This is a genomic window from Campylobacter sp. (assembly GCF_052170435.1).
Lineage (GTDB): Bacteria > Campylobacterota > Campylobacteria > Campylobacterales > Campylobacteraceae > Campylobacter_A.
In genome coordinates this window covers 19,837-39,932 of record NZ_JBQNAN010000006.1, presented here as the reverse complement: position 1 = coordinate 39,932, position 20,096 = coordinate 19,837, and the positions used below count along the sequence as shown (strand labels likewise).

22 protein-coding genes are annotated in these 20,096 nt (G+C 45.0%); 16 read left to right on the top strand and 6 right to left on the bottom strand.

Annotation, left to right across the window (positions count from 1 at the left end; genetic code table 11):
* Window positions 1-211: 211 nt before the first annotated feature.
* The 3 genes from ACTTJF_RS03870 to aspS all read right to left on the bottom strand — a co-directional run bounded on the left by ACTTJF_RS03870 (window position 212) and on the right by aspS (window position 3,350).
* The gene (locus tag ACTTJF_RS03870; protein ID WP_442550846.1) at window positions 212-601 is read right to left on the bottom strand and encodes a YgiW/YdeI family stress tolerance OB fold protein; all 390 of its coding nucleotides are present in this window, start codon (window positions 599-601) and stop codon (window positions 212-214) included.
* 135 nt (window positions 602-736) lie between these two features.
* The gene (locus ACTTJF_RS03865) at window positions 737-1,303 is read right to left on the bottom strand and encodes an adenylate kinase (protein ID WP_298058635.1); all 567 of its coding nucleotides are present in this window, start codon (window positions 1,301-1,303) and stop codon (window positions 737-739) included.
* A gap of 295 nt (window positions 1,304-1,598) precedes the next feature.
* A complete protein-coding gene (gene aspS / locus ACTTJF_RS03860; protein WP_442550845.1) occupies window positions 1,599-3,350 on the bottom strand; it encodes an aspartate--tRNA ligase in 1,752 nt (583 codons plus the stop codon).
* A 93-nt stretch (window positions 3,351-3,443) separates the two neighbouring features.
* Between aspS and ACTTJF_RS03855 the strand changes: the two genes are divergently transcribed.
* The 13 genes from ACTTJF_RS03855 (at window position 3,444) to mrdA (ending at window position 15,141) form a co-directional block, all read left to right on the top strand.
* Window positions 3,444-4,337: an NAD(+) kinase gene (locus ACTTJF_RS03855; protein ID WP_442550844.1), complete on the top strand. Its 894-nt coding sequence runs from the start codon at window positions 3,444-3,446 to the stop codon at window positions 4,335-4,337.
* Window positions 4,330-5,853 carry an AAA family ATPase gene (locus ACTTJF_RS03850; RefSeq protein ID WP_442550843.1) on the top strand — a complete coding sequence of 508 codons (1,524 nt, stop codon included), beginning with the start codon at window positions 4,330-4,332 and terminating at the stop codon, window positions 5,851-5,853. Before ACTTJF_RS03855 ends, ACTTJF_RS03850 begins: the two co-directional genes overlap by 8 nt.
* A 72-nt stretch (window positions 5,854-5,925) precedes the next feature.
* Window positions 5,926-7,179, top strand: a complete 1,254-nt coding sequence (locus ACTTJF_RS03845) for a GGDEF domain-containing response regulator (protein WP_442550842.1) — start codon at window positions 5,926-5,928, stop codon at window positions 7,177-7,179.
* On the top strand, window positions 7,179-7,964 hold the full coding sequence (locus ACTTJF_RS03840; protein WP_442550841.1) for a TatD family hydrolase: 786 nt from the start codon (window positions 7,179-7,181) through the stop codon (window positions 7,962-7,964). Before ACTTJF_RS03845 ends, ACTTJF_RS03840 begins: the two co-directional genes overlap by 1 nt.
* A 12-nt stretch (window positions 7,965-7,976) precedes the next feature.
* The gene (locus ACTTJF_RS03835) at window positions 7,977-9,188 is read left to right on the top strand and encodes a transglycosylase SLT domain-containing protein (protein WP_442550840.1); all 1,212 of its coding nucleotides are present in this window, start codon (window positions 7,977-7,979) and stop codon (window positions 9,186-9,188) included.
* A 40-nt stretch (window positions 9,189-9,228) separates the two neighbouring features.
* Window positions 9,229-10,044, top strand: a complete 816-nt coding sequence (locus ACTTJF_RS03830) for a septal ring lytic transglycosylase RlpA family protein (RefSeq protein WP_442550839.1) — start codon at window positions 9,229-9,231, stop codon at window positions 10,042-10,044.
* Between the two features lies 1 nt (window position 10,045).
* Complete coding sequence (gene hisB / locus ACTTJF_RS03825; protein ID WP_442550838.1) at window positions 10,046-10,609, top strand: imidazoleglycerol-phosphate dehydratase HisB; 564 nt, start codon at window positions 10,046-10,048, stop codon at window positions 10,607-10,609.
* Window positions 10,606-11,094, top strand: a complete 489-nt coding sequence (locus ACTTJF_RS03820; protein ID WP_442550837.1) for a KdsC family phosphatase — start codon at window positions 10,606-10,608, stop codon at window positions 11,092-11,094. Before hisB ends, ACTTJF_RS03820 begins: the two co-directional genes overlap by 4 nt.
* Complete coding sequence (gene lptC / locus ACTTJF_RS03815; protein WP_442550836.1) at window positions 11,085-11,609, top strand: LPS export ABC transporter periplasmic protein LptC; 525 nt, start codon at window positions 11,085-11,087, stop codon at window positions 11,607-11,609. The genes ACTTJF_RS03820 and lptC overlap by 10 nt, the downstream gene beginning before the upstream one ends.
* Window positions 11,585-12,058 carry a lipopolysaccharide transport periplasmic protein LptA gene (gene lptA / locus ACTTJF_RS03810; RefSeq protein WP_442550835.1) on the top strand — a complete coding sequence of 158 codons (474 nt, stop codon included), beginning with the start codon at window positions 11,585-11,587 and terminating at the stop codon, window positions 12,056-12,058. The genes lptC and lptA overlap by 25 nt, the downstream gene beginning before the upstream one ends.
* The gene (gene yihA, locus ACTTJF_RS03805) at window positions 12,055-12,678 is read left to right on the top strand and encodes a ribosome biogenesis GTP-binding protein YihA/YsxC (protein ID WP_442550834.1); all 624 of its coding nucleotides are present in this window, start codon (window positions 12,055-12,057) and stop codon (window positions 12,676-12,678) included. The genes lptA and yihA overlap by 4 nt, the downstream gene beginning before the upstream one ends.
* Window positions 12,679-12,814: 136 nt before the next feature.
* Window positions 12,815-13,300 carry a hypothetical protein gene (locus ACTTJF_RS03800; protein ID WP_442550833.1) on the top strand — a complete coding sequence of 162 codons (486 nt, stop codon included), beginning with the start codon at window positions 12,815-12,817 and terminating at the stop codon, window positions 13,298-13,300.
* A complete protein-coding gene (gene mrdA, locus ACTTJF_RS03795) occupies window positions 13,297-15,141 on the top strand; it encodes a penicillin-binding protein 2 (RefSeq protein ID WP_442550832.1) in 1,845 nt (614 codons plus the stop codon). The genes ACTTJF_RS03800 and mrdA overlap by 4 nt, the downstream gene beginning before the upstream one ends.
* Window positions 15,142-15,258: 117 nt before the next feature.
* On the opposite strand, the gene ACTTJF_RS03790 is transcribed toward mrdA, so the two are convergent.
* A complete protein-coding gene (locus tag ACTTJF_RS03790; protein WP_304345661.1) occupies window positions 15,259-15,897 on the bottom strand; it encodes a Crp/Fnr family transcriptional regulator in 639 nt (212 codons plus the stop codon).
* Between the two features lie 9 nt (window positions 15,898-15,906).
* Complete coding sequence (mscL, locus tag ACTTJF_RS03785) at window positions 15,907-16,314, bottom strand: large-conductance mechanosensitive channel protein MscL (RefSeq protein WP_442550831.1); 408 nt, start codon at window positions 16,312-16,314, stop codon at window positions 15,907-15,909.
* Window positions 16,315-16,439: 125 nt separating this feature from the next.
* On the opposite strand from mscL, the gene gltX reads away from it, so the two are divergent.
* The 3 genes from gltX to ACTTJF_RS03770 are packed head-to-tail and all read left to right on the top strand — an operon-like array spanning window position 16,440 to window position 19,646.
* Window positions 16,440-17,741, top strand: coding sequence for a glutamate--tRNA ligase (gene gltX, locus ACTTJF_RS03780; RefSeq protein ID WP_442550830.1), 1,302 nt, complete (start codon window positions 16,440-16,442; stop codon window positions 17,739-17,741).
* On the top strand, window positions 17,738-18,025 hold the full coding sequence (locus ACTTJF_RS03775) for a YggT family protein (protein ID WP_442550829.1): 288 nt from the start codon (window positions 17,738-17,740) through the stop codon (window positions 18,023-18,025). Before gltX ends, ACTTJF_RS03775 begins: the two co-directional genes overlap by 4 nt.
* A complete protein-coding gene (locus ACTTJF_RS03770) occupies window positions 18,009-19,646 on the top strand; it encodes a lytic transglycosylase domain-containing protein (RefSeq protein ID WP_442550828.1) in 1,638 nt (545 codons plus the stop codon). The genes ACTTJF_RS03775 and ACTTJF_RS03770 overlap by 17 nt, the downstream gene beginning before the upstream one ends.
* On the opposite strand, the gene ACTTJF_RS03765 is transcribed toward ACTTJF_RS03770, so the two are convergent.
* Complete coding sequence (locus tag ACTTJF_RS03765; RefSeq protein ID WP_442550827.1) at window positions 19,546-20,040, bottom strand: membrane lipoprotein lipid attachment site-containing protein; 495 nt, start codon at window positions 20,038-20,040, stop codon at window positions 19,546-19,548. The two genes, ACTTJF_RS03770 and ACTTJF_RS03765, sit on opposite strands and share 101 nt — an antisense overlap.
* Between the last annotated feature and the right edge of the window lie 56 nt (window positions 20,041-20,096).

Genomic DNA, 20,096 nt, shown 5'->3' with positions numbered 1-20,096 from the left:
AAAAGATTTTGAGATAATCGCCTTGAAATTTAAGTAAGCGATTATATAAAATCTCGGCTAAATTTGGAGTAAAACGAGAATTTTTGCGAGCTAAATTTTGACGAGTCTTACTACGGCAAATTTGAAGTTAGAACGCAAAATTCGCTTATCGGCAAGGTAGGTTGGAAAGCTTAAAATTAGAGGAAATTTAAGGCGGCGAACCGCCCTAAAATTATTTGATTATTTCGATAGTTTTTACGTCGATAGAGGTTTTCATAAAGTCCTTATCGACCTCGCCGTAGATGCGCACGGGCGTGTTTTCATCGACGGTTACGCCTCTCCAGTCTTTGTGATCGATCTCGACTTCGATCGCGTCGCCGTTTTTATCGACGAACTGATAATGCTCGGGGCGAAACTCGGAGACGATCTTGCCCTCAAGCACGACGCGAGCGTCATCCGGTAGCGCTAGGGCTTGTTTTACGGTGCTTGCGCTTAAGGCGCCTTTGCCGACGAAGCCGCCTTGATTTGTCGTGCCTTGCACATTTGAGCTAGCGCCCGTAAATCCACCCGCCGCAAACATAGCGCTTGCAAGAGCCGCTGATAAAACTATCTTTTTAAACATTACGCATCCTTTAAATTTGATGTGATTTTCGTGAAATGATAGAGCGGATTTTAATGATATTTCGTGAATTTTTTGTTAATTTGGATTTATGGAAAGCTTAAATTTAGAGCCTAGCTTGAGGCTCTAAAATAATGTTTATAGGCTATTTACGAGAGCTTTGACGTCGGCTACGATAGGCTCTATCGCGCGCTCGCCGTTTACGACGTGGAGTAGGCCTTTTTCTTTGTAAAATTTACGTATCGCCTCGATCGGCTCTAGATAAACCTTCATGCGGTTGTTGAAAACCTCGTTGTTGTCGTCGGCTCCGCGCGCTCGTCCGAGTACTCTCTCGCGTGCGACGGCTTCGCTAACGTCCACTTCGATCACGCCTTTTAACGCGATCTCGTTTTGCGCGGCTAGCACCTTGTCTAGCTCGGTCATCTGCTCGACGCTGCGCGGGTAGCCGTCGATGATGACGTTTGATTTGTCCGAGCTTTTGATCGCCGAGACGATCGCGTTTACGACGACGTCAAGCGGGACTAGGTTGCCCTTTGAGATAAATCCGTCGATTAGTTTGCCAAGCTCTGAGCCGCTAGCAACCTCTGCGCGAAGCAGATCGCCCGTTGAGAAGTGCGCAAATTTAGCATCTTCTTGTGCGATTAGCGATGCGTCGGTGGTTTTGCCGGAGCCTGGAGCGCCGATGATTAAAAATAGTTTTTTCATAAATTTTCCTTTTGTAGCCTTGTCTTTTGAGTGCTTTTTGCGGAGCTAGCAAAATTTTGGCTCGATGAACTATATGTTCTATCTACGCCAAAATTTTACGTCGCAACCCCAAAAATCATCTCAAAATACTTCGGCTTCTTTTTGTGTCAAATTTTAGCAATGCGTAAATCGAAGTATCGTGAGGCGTATTTAAATGTTGTGCGGAAAATTTTGGGCAAGGCTAGACAAGCAGTCTGCCGCTGCCTCAAAATTTTCAAACTCATTTAAAGACGCTCACGAGACGACGCTTTATAGTTTATTTTTCTTTTTCTCGCAGCCTTAGCCCTAATTCCCTCAACTGCTCGCCGCTAGCTTCGCTTGGCGCTTTCGTTAGCGGGCACTGAGCGCGCTGGGTTTTAGGGAAGGCGATAACGTCGCGGATCGAGCCGGTTTTATTTACTAGCATATTTAGCCTATCAAAGCCGATCGCGATACCGCCGTGCGGAGGCGCGCCGAAGCTTAATGCATCGAGCAAGAAGCCGAATTTCTCGCGTTGCTCGGCCTCGTCGATACCTAGCAACTTAAATACCTTTTGCTGAATATCGTTTTTGTGTATTCTCACGCTGCCGCCGCCAAGCTCATAGCCGTTAAGCACGACGTCGTGAGCGACCGAAAGGATGTCCTCGAGATCGGCCTCGTCGATGTTTTTAGGCATGGTAAACGGATGGTGCATAGCTGAGTAGCTGCCGTCGTCGTTTTGCTCGAACATCGGGAAGTCGAGCACCCATAAAAACTCCATTTTGTTTTGGTCGATGATACCCATTTGCTCGGCGAGGAAAATCCTAAATCGACCCATGTAGTCAAGTACGACTTTTTTCTTGCCGGCGCCGAAAAATACGACGTCGCCGACTTTTAGCTCGCAGCGCTCTACGATCTCGTCAAGATCGCTTTGCTCGAAAAATTTGCAAAGCGGTCCTTTTAGCCCGTCCTCTTTCATCTGGAAGTAGCCAAGGCCTTGAGCGCCGAATTTGCGGACGAATTCCTCAAAGCGGTTCATCTCGCGCTTACTAAAGATATTATCGCCGTTTGGCACTTTTAGCGCTTTGATGCGGTTTTTCTTAGGTTCGGTTGCGATTTTGCTAAAGATTTCATTGCTAGAGCGCGCGAAAATGTCGATAACGTCGATCATCTTTAGGTCGTAGCGTAGGTCCGGCTTGTCGCTGCCGTAGGTCTCGGTCGCCTCTTTGTAGCTCATGCGGCGGAAAGGGATTTGGATATCATATCCGCATGCGGCAAAGACGTCTTTTAGCATATTTTCGGCCATATTTAGGATATCTTCTTGCTCGATGAAGCTCATCTCGATATCTATCTGCGTAAATTCAGGCTGTCTATCGGCGCGTAAGTCCTCGTCGCGGAAGCATTTTGCGATCTGGAAATATTTATCAAAGCCGGAGCACATCAAAAGCTGTTTAAAAAGCTGCGGGCTTTGCGGCAGGGCGTAAAACTGGCCCGGATATACGCGGCTAGGCACTAGATAGTCTCTGGCGCCCTCCGGCGTCGCGCGCGTTAAAATCGGCGTTTCAAACTCGATAAAGCCCATTTTATCTAGGCTGTTTCTAGCTGCGATCGCTGCTTTTGAGCGCATTTTAAAGATATTTTGAAGTTTTTCGTTTCTAAGGTCCAAAAATCTGTATTTTAGTCTGATGTCCTCGTTTACGCTCTCGTCGCCGATGACGAAAGGTAGCGTCTCGCTCGGGTTTTCGACGATCACTTCGTTTGCGACTACTTCGATCTCGCCCGTTTTTAGGCGCGGATTTACTAGGCCTTCGCCGCGAGCGCGGACCTTGCCTTTTATCCTTAGAACGTACTCGTCGCGAACGTGCGATGCCGCCTCGTGAGAGCTCTTGCTATCTGCAGGGTCGCAGACGATCTGGATCAGCCCCGTGCGATCGCGCAGGTCTAAAAATATAACGCCGCCGTGGTCGCGGTAGGTATTTACCCAACCGCAAAGCGTAACTTCTTTGCCTATGTCGGCACTGCTTAAATCAGTGCAGTAATGGCTACGCATTTTCACTCCTTTTGCTGTTTTTAACGCGCCCATTATACTAGAAATTTGCTTTTTCCCAGCTTTTTTAAAACAAAATGTGATAAAATCCGCTCTATGAAAAAAGAGAATTTATTACTTCCGGCTAAGGTAAAAAAAGTCGGCCTAGTCGCAAAAATCAATGCAAATTTAGTTAAAAACGCGCGAATCTTGCGCGAGATTTTGGCTGGGTACGGCGTTCAAATTTTGTTTGAAAACGCGGTGGCTAAACATCTCAATTTAAAAGAGGGCTCAAATTTGCAAGGATTTGAGGTGCGTGAGCTGGCTACGGAGTGCGATTTTTTGATCTCGCTCGGAGGCGACGGCACGATCATCTCGCTTTGTAGAAACGCAGCCGAGATTTCGCCCTTCGTGCTAGGCATCCACGCGGGCAGGCTGGGGTTTTTAACCGATATCACGATGAATGAATGCGAGAAATTTTTCGCCGAGTTTTTCGAGGGAAAATTTGAAGTCGAGACCCCTTTTATGCTTGACGTTTTTTTGCACAAAAAAAGCAGGGAAATTTTACGCAAAATCGCATTTAACGACGCGGTAATCGTGGGAGAAAAAGTTGGCTCTATGACGCACGTGGAGGCTTTTTGGAACGAAAAATACTTTAACGCGTATTTTGGCGACGGCGTCATCGTCTCTACGCCCGTGGGCTCAACCGGATACAACATGAGCGCGGGCGGGGCGATAACCTATCCTTTAAGCGAGGTGTTTTTGGTTACGCCTGTTTGCTCGCACTCGCTCACGCAGCGCCCCGTCGTGCTTCCGCGCGGATTTGAGATCAAATTTAAAACCGCAAGCTCGGCGGTGCTGGTTATCGACGGGCAAGATAGGTATAAGATGAGTGAGTTTGAGAGCGTGAGCATGACGCTAAGCGCGAACACGGCGCGGCTAATCCGCCACGTCGGGAGAGATTATTTTCAAATTTTAAAAGAAAAGCTGCATTGGGGTTATAATGATTGAGCGGATTTTGATAAAGCAAAATTTGAGTTTTGAAAACGTCGAGTTAAATTTCGGGCGCGGACTTAGCGTATTTACGGGCGTGAGCGGCGCGGGCAAATCGGTCCTGATGGGCTCGATAATGGCGGTTTTGGGGCTAAAGGATAGCGAGGCAAAGCTCATCGAGGCCGACGTCTCGCATAAATTTAACCTTGAGGAATTCGGTCTTGAGAGCGAGGAGATAAATACCTTTAAGCTTTTTCGCGACAAAACGACGCGCTACTTTATAAACTCGCAAGCCGTTTCTAAAAAAAATCTCGCTAGCATCGCCAAAGAGCACGTCAAATACCTGTCCGCAAAGGAAATAAACGAATTTGAAAACGAGAGATTTTTAAATTTGCTAGATAGCTTGCAAGCGAAAAAAGACGCTAAATTTAACGAAATTTTGAGCGAATTTAGGCTCAAATTTGAGGAATTTAGCCAGATCTCGCGCGAGCTGAAAAAAATAATCGACGAAGAAAAAAGAGTGGAGGAGCTAAAGGAATTTGCCTCTTTTGAAATCAATAAAATAGAAAGCGTAAGTCCGAAGATCGGCGAATTTGACGAGCTAATGGAGCTAAAAAAGCGCCTGAGTAAAAAGGATAAAATTTTAGAAGCGTGGAATAGGGCGGAGCAAATTTTTAATTTCGAGCAGGCCGTGACGGACGCGCTAAACATCAGCGATATAGATAGTAGCTTTTTTGAGGAAGCGATGAACGAGTTGCGAGTGGCGCGCGAAAATCTAAACATGGACGAGCTAGAAGACGTGGATATCGAGGGCGTGCTAGATCGCATCGAGGCAATAAACTCGCTCGTGCGTCGTTACGGCGGCGAGGAGGAGGCTTTGCAGATGCTAAAAACGCGCAAAGCGGAGCTTGCAAGATACGAAAATATAAGCTTCGAAAAGAGCGAACTGGAGCGTAAATTTAAGCAAAATGAAGCCGCGGTAAACGCGCTAGCGGATAAAATCAGCCAGGCTCGCGCGGCAAATTTAAAGGAGCTTGAAGCGCTCATAAATTCGTTTCTAAAAGAGCTTTATATGAGCGAGATTTCATTAAAGATAAATAGCAAAACCCTAGACGCCGCCGGCAGGGACGAGGTAAATTTGAGCCTAAACGAGACGGCGCTAAAAAATCTAAGCTCGGGCGAGCTAAACCGCTTAAGGTTAGCTTTTATCGCGAGCGAAAGCAAGATCAGCGGAGGCGGCGAGGGCGTCATAATCCTAGATGAAATAGACGCGAATCTAAGCGGAAAAGAGGCGATGAGTATCGCAAACGTGCTGCTAAATTTGGCCAAATTTTATCAAATTTTTGCTATCTCGCATCAGCCGCAGCTAAGCTCCAAGGCCGATTCGCATTTTCTAGTCGAAAAGCGCGGCGAAACCTCGAACGTAAGGGAGCTAAAAAACGAGGAGCGCGTAAGCGAGCTGGCTCGTATGATAAGCGGCGAACGTATAACTGAGGAAGCGATAAATTTCGCCCGCCAGCTTTTGGTTGTTTAAGTTTGGCTTAAAATTTAGGTTGAAAAAAGAAAAGTAATGGTATATTTGAAAAAAATTTTTTAACGAGAATAGATGGAAAAAAATAAAATTTTAATCGTAGAAGATAATAAAGCGCTGGCTAGACTGATCGCCAAAAAGATGGAAGATAAGGTCGAGATGGAGATCGACGTAGCGTACACTATGGCTGAAGCGCAAGCTTTTTTAAGCGATCCGAAAGAGTATTTTATCGCGCTACTTGATCTAAATTTACCCGATGCTCCAAACGGCGAAATCGTGGACTACGTCATCTCAAAAGGACTGCCTAGTATCGTGCTAACGGGCAGCATGGATGATGCTACTAGAGAGAGCTTTATCCATAAAGACATCGTGGACTACGTCTATAAAGGCAATATGGACGATATAAATTATATATTTAAGATCATAAACCGCCTCAGTAAAAATAGGCAATATAAAGTTATGGTCGTCGAGGATTCGGCGCCTTTTAGAAATAATCTTAAAAAAATCCTAACTAGCCTTCAGTTTCAGATATTTACAGCCGCTCACGGCGAGGAGGCGATGAGTTATTTCGCCGATAACCCCGACATGAAGCTTGTCGTTTGCGACTATAGGATGCCCGTAAAAGACGGCCTTGAGGTGCTAAAAGAGATAAGAGCAGCGGGCGATAAAAATCAAATCGGCGTTTTAATGATGACGAGTCCGAGCGAAAACGTAAACGGCGCGATATTTTTGAAAAACGGAGCGAATGATTTTATAGCTAAACCTTTTGTAAAAGAGGAGCTTATTTGCAGGGTAAATAATCTAATCGAAGCGATGGAAAATATAAATCAAATCGCTGATTTTGCCAATAAAGACTTCCTGACGGGCGTTTATAATAGAAGGTATTTTTACGACGATATGAACGAGTACGTAGCCTACGCTGAGGAACACGCCGAGCCTTATGCGGTGGCGATGCTAGATATCGATCATTTTAAACATATAAACGATACTTACGGCCACGACGGCGGCGATAAGGCGTTAAAGACGCTAGCTAAAAAGCTTATCGACGAAACCAAAAAAGGCGATTTGGTAGCGAGATTCGGCGGGGAAGAATTTTGTATCGTACTAAAAAACGTCTCAAATGAAGAGGCGGTTAAATTTTTCGTAAATTTAAGGGCTAGCATCGCAAACTGCAAAGTGCGACTAAAAAAAGAGCAGATAAAATTTACCGTCTCTATCGGAGTGGCCTTTAGCAGGAGCGATTATAGGTTGGACGAGCTTTTGGAGCTTGCCGACGAGGCTCTTTATAGAGCAAAAGAAAACGGGCGAAATAGGGTAGAAATAGCCTGATGATAATAGACACTCACTGTCATTTGGACGATGAAAGCTTTGATAACGATCTCGCAAAAGTTATCGCGAATGCCCGAGAAAACGGTGTCGGCGGAGTGCTAATACCGGGTGCTGATATTAATGATTTACCAAAAGCGGCTAAAATAACCCGCGAATTTGAAAATGTATTTTTTGCTGTCGGAGTTCATCCATATGATAAGGATGGATTTGACAAGGGTGCGCTTTATAAATTTGCAAAAGACGAAAAGTGCGTTGCTGTGGGCGAGTGCGGGCTTGATTACTTCCGCTTGCCTAAGGACGAAAATGAAAAAGAGCTTGAAAAAGCGGAACAAAAGCGCGTGTTTAGAGCGCAGCTTGATATGGCGGTAGAGTTAAATTTGCCGGTCATTTTGCATATTAGAGATGCAAACGAAGATAGTTTTAATATCTTAAAAGAGTATGCAAGCAGGTTAGTCGGAGCGGTTTTGCACTGCTATAACGCCTCGCCTTTGCTTTTAGAGCTTGCAAAGATGGGCGAGTTTTACTTCGGTATCGGCGGAGTTTTAACCTTTAAAAACGCAAAAAATTTGGTTCAAATTTTGCCTCAAATTCCGCGAGATAGGTTGCTACTTGAAACCGATGCGCCGTATCTGACGCCCGAGCCCTTTAGGGGGCGTAGAAACGAGCCTGCCTTTACGCGCTTTGTCGCGACAAAGATGGCTGAGATTTTAAATTTAAAAGAAGAAGAGGTAATGGAAATAACAACGAAAAACGCGAAGAAAATCTTTATGAAATTTAACACGTAATCAAGGAGAAAAATGAAAATCTTTAGAGTAATAATGCTGTGTCTAGCATGTACGGGGTGGCTTTTTGCGACCGCGGCTAGCAACGACGCAGAGCAAACCCAAAAGATGATATTAAAAGAATTCGACATAGATGCTAAATTTTTACAAAGCTCTCACTACGCTTCTATAAAAAATTCCATCAAGGACGGTAAGAGAAAAGAGTTTACCGACACCGTCAAAAACGGCTACAAACACATCCCGATGCTTCAAAAGATCATAAAAGACTCAGGTATACCGGAGTCGTTTTTGTATCTTGCTATGACTGAGTCCGGGTTTTCAAACAACATAGTTTCCAGTAAAAAAGCCATTGGAATTTGGCAGTTTATGGAGTCTACGGCGAAGCTTTACGGCCTTAGAGTAGATAAGTATACCGACGAGCGAAAAGACCCGATGGCAGCTACCGCTGCGGCTACAAAATATCTACAAAGCCTAAAAAACGACTTTGGCAAGTGGTATCTTGCGATGATGGCCTATAACTGCGGCGAAGCAAGGCTAAGAGAGGGCATCAGAAAGGCCGGAACTACCGATCTAGCAACGCTACTAGACGATAAAAAAAGCTACATCCCAAAAGAGACGAAAAGATTCGTAAAGAAAATTTTAACTATAGCACACATAGCTAAAGAGCAGGAAAATTTGCTGGCTAAAACGCAGGCCTTAAGTGGAACGAAAGGCATAGAACTATCAAAGATAGACGTCCCGGGCGGGACAACGCTGATGGAGGTAGGAGACAGCATAGGTCTTAGTCTAAAAAAGATGAAAGAATACAATATGCACCTAAAATTCGTCTATACTCCGCCTACGGAAAAACCTTATTATCTTTATATTCCATTAAACAAAAAGAAAATGTTTAGCGATAATTTCGAAGTAGCGCAAAATAGAAAATTTGAAATTTACACCGCTAAAGAGAATGATACTCTACTAACTATAGCGCAAAAAACAGGCGTAAATCATAAAATCATAAAAGAGTACAACGACCTTGCCTCAAACGAGATCAAGCCTAACCAAAAGCTAGTCATACCAAGCGAGCAAAACGTCAACTATCTAGCTGAGTATATGGTAAAAAGCGGCGATACGCTCGGAGAAGTTTCGCAGAAATTTGACGTAGCGCTTGAGGATCTAAAAGAAGCCAATACGCTTATGAGCTCAAACAGCTCGATCGGAGCCAAACTTGCCGCAACCGAGTAGGGCTAAATTTATATTTTTTAGTCTATTTTTTGTATTTTTTATGAGCGGTTGCTCGTTTTTGACCTCGCCTTCCGGTGGGATTACCGGTAGTGGTGGCACGAAAAAGAGCGGTAAGATAAACAGTTCAAAGGGCATGCATGAAGCAACTATGCGCCCTTACACCATAAACGGAAAAACATACTATCCGACGGTCGTAAAGGTCGGCGATAGGGCTAGCGGTATAGCTAGCTGGTACGGTCCTGATTTTCACGGCAAAAAGACGTCAAACGGCGAGACTTACGATATGCATGCTATGACGGCGGCGCATAAGACTCTGCCGATGAATACGATGGTGCGCGTGACAAATATAAAAAACGGCAAAAATATCATCGTGCGCATTAATGATCGAGGTCCTTTTGTGGCTGGGCGCGTGATAGATTTGTCAAAAACAGGAGCGGTAAAGCTTGACATATTTAACGCCGGTACGGCACCCGTTTTGCTAGAGGTTGTCGGCTTTAACGGCAACGTAGGTAGCGCGGCCGTAGCATCCTCGCAGCCTAGCTCAAAACAATCTAGCTCGCAAAAACCGAGCGCTCAGACCAAAACGCAGCCGCAACAACAGCAGCAACAAACTTTTGTTGGCGGTATTTTCATGGTGCAAATCGGCGCATTTAAAAATTTAAGCGGCGCAAATGCCTTTAAGCAGCAGCATGCGGGACAATACGGCAACGGCGCTTATGATACCGTTATAAAGTCCTATGAGCTTGACGGCGGTAAAATTTACAGAGTATTTATAAGCGGCTTTAGGAGCGAAGAGGAAGCAAAAGACTTCATAAGCGCAGGGCACATCTCTGGCGCATTTTTCGTGAGGGAATAAAATGCAAAGAAAGACAAAAGAGACGGATATTAGCCTAGAGCTTGAAATTTACGGTAGCGGTAAAGCCGAGATAAACACGGGGATAGGATTTTTCGATCATATGCTCGAGGCCTTTTGTAAGCACGCGCTTTTTGATATGAAGCTTGTTTGTAAGGGCGATTTGCACGTGGATTTTCATCATAGCGTAGAGGACGTGGGTATCGTTATCGGGCAGGCTTTGCGCGAGAAAATTTATCCGATTAGCGGAGTCGAGAGATTTGGCGAAGCAACGGTGGTTATGGATGAGGCAGCGGTAAACTGTGCCCTTGACCTCTCAAATCGCCCGTTTTTGGTATATGAAAGTATAAGCGAGGGTAAAGTTGGCGAATTTGATATAGAGCTAGCGAATGAGTTTTTCCAGGCTCTAGCATTTAATGCCGCAATCACGCTACATATCGCTAAAATCCGCGGACGAAACTCCCATCATATTTTGGAGGCTAGCTTTAAAGCCTGTGCCGTCGCGCTAAGAAGAGCTCTAGCTAAAAATGCTAGAGTCGGCGTACCTAGCACGAAAGGCGTGATATGATAGAGATTATATTTTTAGACGTCGACGGATGCCTAACCGACGGCAAGATCGTCTATAGCCCAAACGGCGACGAGCTTAAATTTTTTGACGTCAAGGACGGATACGCTATCGAGAGCTGGCTAAAGCTCGGGAAAAAAGTCGCGATCATCACGGGCAGAAGCTCGCCTATCGTCGAAAAAAGGGCGCAGGATCTAAAGATAACGCACGTCTATCAAGGCGTTAGCGATAAGCTTGAAGTCGCAAAAAAGATACTAGAATTTGAAGGGTTGGGCTTTGAAAACGCTGCAGCTATAGGCGATGATTATAACGACTACAAGCTGCTAAAAAGCGTCGGATGGAGCTTTAAGCCCAAAAACGCGATCAAAGAGCTTGAAGTAAGAACGAAGCTTAACTACAAAGGCGGCAACAGCGCGGTGCGCGAGATGATAGAGATACTTATCCGCAGCGAGGGCCTAATGCAAGAGTGGGCTAAACGTTGGTTATAAGGATTTTTTACCTAGTCGTCAGCATTTTTAGCGTGGCGATGGTTTATTTGGCGATTGAGGAGCCTTATTATAGCGATCTTTTAAGCGGCGGCGAGGTGAGCGCAAGTATGCAGATGAACACAGTCACAGACTACGAGATCAACGCCACTGCAGTAAACGCCAGGTATGAAGCCGATACGTGCAATAGATATAAAGATAGAGATGAGTGTTTAAAATTTAAAGGCGTGGCGATAAGGGGCGACAAGGAGCACAATATCAGTTCAGATGAGGCGATTTATCAAGAAGATTTATTAAAATTTAAAAATAATGTTAGATATATAAACAACGAAAATCTTAAATTTATGTCTAATGAAGCCACTTATGATATAAAGAAAAAAATAGCCATCAGTAACACCCCGTTCGTTATGACTCAAAATGGGGATAAAATTACCGGTAATAGTTTAATTTATGATTTAAATTTAAAAACAACTAAAATAAAAGGATTTCAAGGATGGATAGAGCAAGAAAGGCGATAGGAACTCTGCTGGTATTTTGCTTTTTGTCGCTGTTTGCTGAGCAAGTAGAGGTTAACGCCGATAATTTTTTTGCCGACGAGAGTAAATTTATAGGCGAATTTAGCGGCAAAGTAAAAATAACCAAAGGTAAAGATGTACTAACGGCGGACAAGGTTATTATTTATTTTGATTCCAAGAAAAATCCAACCAAATACGTAGCCTCAGGCAACGCCAAATTTAGAGTATTTATCAAAAATAAAACATACGACGGTAGCGGCAGTGAGCTTATTTACGAGCCTGCGCCGAATTTATATACGATAAACGGCAACGGATTTTTACACGAGATAGAAACCGATAAAAAAGTCTACGGCGAAAAGATCACCGTCAATCAAAATAGCGGAACGTATAACGTAAACAGCGGCAAAAAAGAGCCGGTTAAATTTATATTCCAGGTCGAGGACAAAAAGTGATCCGCGTTTTAAACGCAAAATTTCTCGTTTCGGCGCCCGACATCTCGCTGGCTCCGCCTGCGAATTCGAGCGAAGTGGCGTTTTTGGGGCGCTCAAACGTCGGTAAAAGTAGCCTCATAAACGCCCTGGTTAATCAAAAAGGACTAGCCAAAAGCAGCTCGACGCCGGGCAAAACGCGCCTCATAAATTTTTTTGAGGTCGAGTATGCACGCGGTATTAAAAACGAGCAAGGCGAACCAAGCGAGGAGAGGGCAAATTTGACCTTCGTCGATCTGCCGGGCTTTGGATACGCCAAAGTTGCCAAAAGTATGCACGCGCAGTGGAGAAAAAACCTCGACGAATATCTAAAATTTAGAGCCAACATCAAGCTTTTCGTGCATCTCATTGACTCGCGCCAATTTGATATGCAAATAGATGGAGACGTAAACGACTATTTGCAAAGCTTCCTGCGCCCCGATCAAAAGATTTTAAATTTCCTCACAAAATCAGACAAGCTAAATCAAAGCCAAAAAAGCGCAGTTTTAAAGGTCTATCCGGGCGCGCATTTTGTCTCAGCGCTTAAAAAAACGGGCGTAGAAAAGGCAAACGAGCTTATATATCTAAACGCGCTGGGGCTGTAATGAAATCAAAAAGCCGCAGGCAAATTTTGGCATTTTTACCATCAAATTTTCTAGCCAAATTTACAAATTTAAGCGACTCCAAGGCTAAATTTGTAAATTTAGCTAAAAACCTATAACGATGCGAACGAGTGCGGCGATGCGAAGACTTGGCGCGGAGAAGCGATTTTTAAAGCAGCTTGCTTGGGTTGTTTTTCTTGTTTTTTATCAGAGCATAACGACCGTATTTACGTATCTGCCGCCTCTTATCGGGATATTTTTTACTTATATGATCACGCTAATCTTGCAAAAACAAAAGACGCTTAAGGAGTTTGGCAAGGAGTGGTATTTTTGTCTATTTTACCTTACTTTTGCCGAGCAGGCGCACGGGTTTGCGCTGTTTTCGGCAGTGATCGCGTTTATGCTTTTTTATCATTTTATGTCCGACTGGCTCATCGTTACGCTAAAATCAAGAGAGCTTTTGGCGGTCGGATTCGTCGCTAGCGGTTATGTTTGGACTTGTGCTACTAGCTCTTTTATCTCTTACGCGGCAAATTTGCCGATGCTAAAATTTGACTACGAATACCTGATCTACGTCGGCGTGGAGTCCGTTTTAGCGGTAGTTTTGTTTAGGGGGCGCTTATGAGGATGCGTATAGTGTTTGGCATCATATTTAGCGTCTGGGTGCTTTTGCTAGTGCGCGTTTATTATCTCAGCGTCAAATCAAACGACTTTTACGAGGAGATTGCCGAGCAAAATGCTGTAAAAACACAGTATCTAGCTCCCGTGCGTGGACTTATTTTAGACGCTAAAGGTCGTCCGATGGCGGTAAATCGCCTCGGCTTTTCCGTCGCGCTAAAGCCGCATCTAAGCGGCAAGAGAGCGGAAATTTTAGACGCCGAGCTTGTAAATTTGCAAAATTTATTCGAGGACTTAAACGTCACGAAACTAAAGCGAGAATACGTCAAAGCCGACTCCCCTTATAACCAAGATTTTATTCAGATTATCGATTTTATGGATTATGACAAGATGATACCGCGTATAGCCGAGCTCTCGCTGCGAGAAAATTTAGAGGTCAAACCGGCCTCCAAGCGCCACTATCCCTACAATAACCTAGCCTCTCACATCATCGGCTACGTCGGCCGTGCAAACCAGCAAGACGTCGAGTCCGATCCCGTCGCAAAGCTAACCAATCACACGGGCAGAAGCGGCACGGAGCGCTTTTATAACTCCGTCTTGCAGGGGCAAGAGGGCGTGCGAAAGGTAAAAGTAAATGCGCTAAATCAGGAGGTCGAGGAGATCTCGGTGAGCTATCCGCAAAGTTCTGACATCTCGCTCACGATCGACCTTGAAATGCAAAAATACATCGAGGAAATTTTCGGCGATAACGCGGGCGTTATCATCGTGATGGACGTGAGAGACGGCTCGATACTGGCTGCGGGCAGCTTCCCCGAGTATGATCTAAACCCCTTTGTTACGGGGTTATCGCAGGCTAAGTGGGACGAGCTCGTTAAAAGTATCGATCATCCCTTTACAAATAAACTCGTAAACGGCCTTTATCCGCCGGGCTCGGTTATAAAAATGGGCGTGGCGATGGCGTTTTTAGACACCGGTAAGATGAACCGCTCCGATGGGTATTTTTGCTCGGGTTCGTTTGAGCTCGGAGGGCGAAATTTTCGTTGCTGGAACGTCTACGGACACGGTTTTATGGATATGAACTCGGCCATCCGAGAGAGCTGCGACGATTATTTTTATAAAGGCAGTTTAAAAGTCGGTATAGACGCCGTTTCGCCGGTTTTAGAGCGGCTGGGTTTCGGGCAGAAAAGCGGAGTGGATCTGCCTAACGAATTTGTCGGTATCGTGCCCGGACGCGAGTGGAAGATGCAAAAATACGCTCAGCCGTGGTATCAGGGCGAGACGCTGATCACCTCGATCGGGCAGGGCAACTTCCTCGTGACGCCGATGCAGGTGGTGCGCTATACGGGCATCCTAGCGACGGGGAAAAATATCGTCCCGCATTTTTTACGCAGCGTAAACGGCGAGGAGGTTAAATTTGAGCCAACCGACGATATCCTCACGCCGTTTGAGAAAAAGCAGCTGCCGTACATCCAAAAGGCGATGTATGAGGTCGTAAATCATAAAAAAGGCACCGCGCATAAATATTTTAAAGAGGCAAAACTCACGCTAGCGGCAAAAACTGGTACCGCGCAGGTCGTGGGCATCTCGCAGGCCGAAAAAAAGCGTATGAAAGAAGAGGATATGGAGTATCTGCGCCGCTCGCACGCATGGGTCACGACCTATGGACCTTACGAGGAGCCTAGATATGCCGTTACCGTTATCATAGAGCACGGCGGACACGGCGGTCTAGCTGCCGGGCCTCTAACGGCTAAAATCTTTAATAAGCTACTAGAAATGGGCTACATCGATCAAAAATACGAAATCACTTCGCTAGCAGATACCGAGGCTGCGCAAAAGAAGAAAAATTAAAATTCCGCGTTTAAATTCGGGGTTAAATGCCGTCAAATTTGATCAAATTTCTAAAATTCTAGCGGATTAGTCGCGAAGTAAAATTTGAGTTAAATTTATGAAATCGGCAAGCCGAGTTTATCCCTCAAACATCTCCGAAAGTTCGCTTGTAGCGATATTTACGATTTTATTATTTGCGTCTAGTTCGATCAAATTTTGGGTTTTAAATTTCGCTAAAATCCTTGAAAACGTCTCTGGAGTGATGTTTAGGATGGAGGCTATTTTGATGTGTTTTAGCTCGTTAAAAAGGTCGGCGTGGTTAACGAGAAATCTCGCGACCTTGGCCTCGGAGTTTAGCACGAGTTCTTGGTGTATCAGCTCGCTTGCGATTTTTAGCTTTTGCGAGAGCGATTTTATGATTTGCAGCGAGACACGCGGGTTTGATAAAAACTCGGCGTAAAATTTATCGTAGTCGATTTTTAGCACCTCGCCGCCGGTTAAAAATATCGCCGTCGCCGGAAATTTGATATTTTCAAAGTTGGCAAGCTCGGCTACGAAGCTAATCCCGTTAAATTGATGCATAAAAATCTCTTTGCCTTTAGGGCCGATTTTATAGAGCTTGAGAGAGCCTTTTATGAGGAGGTGGAGCCACTTTGACTCCTCGCCCTCCATAAATAAAAACTCGCCCTTTTTATACTTTTTTAGGATGCTGATATCTTCTAGCCTTTTTAACTCGGCCTCGTTTAGCCCCTGAAAAAACGGGATTTGCTCTAGCATTTGCCGTTCTTATTTATTTTTTAAAAGATCTCTGATCTCGGTTAGAAGCGCGACGTCCTCAGGTACCGGCGCAGGCTCCTGGGCTTTTGGTTCCTCGACTTTTGGTTTTTTGAGCGAATTTATAGCCTTAACGACGCAGAAAATACAAAACGCGATAATCGTAAAATCGACCATCGTTTGTATAAACGAGCCGTAGTTTACGGTTACGGCAGCCGTATCGCCGACCGCGTCTTTTAGCGTAAATTTTAAATCCGTAAAATTTACGCCGCCGGTTAGTACGCCCACGATAGGCATGATCACGTCGCCGACCAGCGAGCTAACGATCTTGCCGAAAGCCCCTCCGATCACGACGCCCACGGCCATGTCGATGACGTTGCCGCGCATTGCAAATTCTTTAAATTCCTTAACGAAACTCATGTTTTTCCTTTGCATTTTAAAATTAGGTATCAATTATATTTATTTTAGCTTCACAAAAGATAAAAAAGCCAAGTTAAATGCTTAAAATGCTATAATCGCCCCTAAAAATCAATAAGGAAACAAAAATGTATCGTTTTGCGCCGTCGCCGACAGGCGATATGCATCTGGGAAATTTAAGGGTTGCGATCCTAAACTACGTCTGTTCGCTCCAGGATAAAAGCGGCTTTATCATCCGTATCGAGGATACCGACAAGGAGCGCAATATCCCCGGAAAAGACAAGGAAATTTTAGAAATTTTAGAGCTTTTCGGTATAAAATGGGACACGCTTTATTATCAAAGTAAAAATTTGAAATTTCACCGCGAATTTGCGGCAAAGCTTTTGATAGATAAAAAGGCGTTTTCGTGCTTTTGCACCGAAAGCGAGCTGGAGGCTAAAAAAGAAGCCGCCAAGGCTAGAGGCGAAGCCTACCGCTACGACGGGACGTGCGAGCATCTAAGCGACAATGAAGTGCTAAATAACCAAAAACCTTTCGTCGTGCGCATGAAAAAGCCGTTAGACACGATGAAATTTAAAGACGCTATAAAGGGCGAGATAAGCTTTGAGCCTGAAAACGTCGATAGCTTTGTGATTATGCGGGCTGATTTTACGCCGACTTATAACTTCGCCTGCGCGGTCGATGATATGCTAGAGGGCGTCACCTTCGTCATCCGCGGAGAGGATCACGTCAGTAACACGCCAAAACAAGACCTCATCCGCGAAGGCCTAGGCTATACGCAAAAGATAAACTACGCCCACCTGCCTATCATCCTAAACGTCGAGGGCAAAAAAATGAGCAAACGCGAGAACGAAAGTAGCGTAAAATGGCTGCTCTCGCAAGGCTTTATGCCCGAAGCCATCGCAAACTACATCGTCTCGCTAGGCTACAAGGCGCCGGTTGAAATCTTTACGATAGAAGAAGCCGCGCAGTGGTTTGATATCTCGAAGGTTTCGGCGTCTCCGGCTAAATTTGACGTCAAGCAGCTAGAATACATCAACCGCGAACACATCAAAAGAGCAAGCGATGCAAGACTAGCCGCGCTAATGGGCATAAAGCCCGAATTTGCCCCGCTTGCTAGATTTTACACGCAAGAAAGCAGCCTGCTAACCGAGATAAAAGCCAAGGTCGATGCGATTTTTGCGACCAAATTTATCCCGGATGAGTTTAAGGCGGGTTGCGAGGCTATAAAAGCCGCCGCAACTTCGTTAAATTTGAGCGAATTTGGCGAATTTAACGAGCTAAAAAAGGCTCTCATGGATGCCACGGGACTAAAGGGCAAAGGCTTTTTTATGCCGCTTAGGATTTTGCTAACGGGCGCCGAGCACGGCCCTGAGCTTAGCGAGCTATATCCGCTCATCAAACCGTATCTAAAGGAAATTTTACGATGATATTTTCGGTATTTTTAGAAGCAGTCGGCAGTATCCTGCATATCGTTATCAGCGCCTACACGTGGATCATCATAGGCGCGGCGATCATAAGCTGGGTGCGCCCCGATCTCTATAATCCTATCGTGCAGCTACTCTACCGCCTCACCGAGCCCGTTTACGGCGCTATCCGCCGCGTGATACCGACGGTTTTTGGCGGTATAGATATAGCGCCTATTATCGTGCTTTTGTCGCTTCAGTTTATAGATAGATTTTTCGTAAGGCTCATGTTTGCGTACGCTGCTTAAATTTATCCTGCCCGCGATTTTTGCGGCGGCGGCGTTTGGCGGAGTTAAGAGTTTTGAGGAGATAAAAGACGAGCCTAAGGGGCTTGCTAAGGATTACTACTTTTACCGCCTTTTAACCGAAGGCGACTACACTAAGGAGCAGGCGCAAATTTTAAACAAAGACGTCTTTCGCCGAGCTGGCGTGCTAGCAAAGAAACTGGTTGAGATTTTGCCGCCAAAAAGAGTCAAAGGAAACTGCGACGGCGTAAGCGCGAAAAATATCCTGGACGCAAACGTAACCTGTCAAAAACAGCGCCTTAGAGTGCCTTTTATGATGAAGCTAAAGAAGGAGACGAGACAAAAGCTGGCGGATAAATTTAAAGACTCCGATCCGCTTCTTTACCGCCGCTTGAGCTCGCTAAACGAGAAGCATCCAGAGGATGAATTTGCCAAATTTAACGACACCGACGCATTTTTGGTTTATTTTAACCAGTCCTCACATAAGGACAAATTTGACAAGGCATTTGACGCAAATTTTATAAATTTGCTCGCGACGAAAAAGGAGTTTCATGCTCTAGCAAACGATTTGATAATCGATAAGAAATTAGCCAAATTTAGGCAAAATTTTCTCGCGATAAAAGAAACCGAGCTTGCCGGCAAGGATGCCTTTATGCTCGGCATTAATGCGGTTTTGTTAAATTCTCCAAAAGACGCGGCTAGGTTTTTTACTAGAGCCGAGGCGGCCTTTGAGAGGCAAGATCGTAAGGACAATGCCGTATTTTGGCTATATCTGCTAAGTCGTGACAGAAGCTATCTTGAGAAGCTAAATCAAAGCCGCGACGTAAATATCTACACTCTCTACGCAAACGAGCTAACCGGCACAAGTCCGGCCGTAAACATCGTCTCGCCGACGCCTACGAAAGAAAAGGTAGCCGATTATGACATAAAAGACCCGTTTTTGTGGCAAAAAACCTTTAAAATGATAAAAGAGATGAGCGCGCAGGATGCCGCAAAGCACTCCGAAACTTTTAACACCAAGGAGACGCTTGGGCACTATGCCTACCTAATGGAAAAAGCAAGCGGCTACAAGGATAGTTACTTCGTCATGCCGTTTGTAGATGAGCTAGAGGACGTAAATGCGACTAGAAAAGCTCTTCTTTACGCGATCGGCAGACAAGAGAGCCGCTTTATCCCGGCCGTCATCTCGACTTCTTATGCGCTTGGTATGATGCAATTTATGCCGTTTTTGGCTAACCATATCGGCAAAAAAGAGCTGCAAATCCCGAATTTCGATCAGGACGATATGTTTGACCCGCGTCTTGCGTTAAAATTTGCGGATCATCATCTAAATTATTTGGAGAAATACCTCTACCACCCGCTTTTCGTCGCTTACGCGTATAACGGCGGTATCGGCTTTACTAAGAAAATGCTTCAGCGAGGCGACCTTTTTAACGAAGGCGAGTATGAGCCGTTTTTATCTATGGAGCTCGTACCCTTTGCCGAGAGTCGCGACTACGGCAAAAAGGTGCTCGCAAACTATGTTATTTACCTAGGGATTGTCCGTTCCAGTACATCGATTTCGACACTTTTTGAAAGCTTAAAGACGCCTTCTTTGACGGATAAATTTCGAAATCAAGATTGATTTTGTCGTTTGAGATTTCCGGGGTGCTAACCTCAAAGTACTGCGCCCACGGAACCTCAAAGCTAACTTTTTCTAAAAGCGGATCGTCTGCGGCTAGGCGTCTAACCATGATGCCTCGCTGCGAGCCGTTTGCCGTGAAGCTCTCGTCTAAAATTTTAGCTTCTTTGGGGTGCACGGCTACGACGATTTTCTCTCTTTTTTGCTCATCGATTAGCTCGCTATAGATCGGGTTTAGATAGGTCGCGACGATTAGGATATTCGTATCGGCATCTATGATCTCAGACTTGCTCGTGTAGGCTAAAAGCTCGTTTTTTAGCGGTTCGTGGATATATTTTTTATCCGCGCATCCGGCTAGCGCCAAAATAAAACTTAAAAAAAATACGCTCTTTTTCATTTTAAAAACCTCGCTAAATTTGGCCTTATTTTAGATAAATTTTGCTTTTAAAAAGC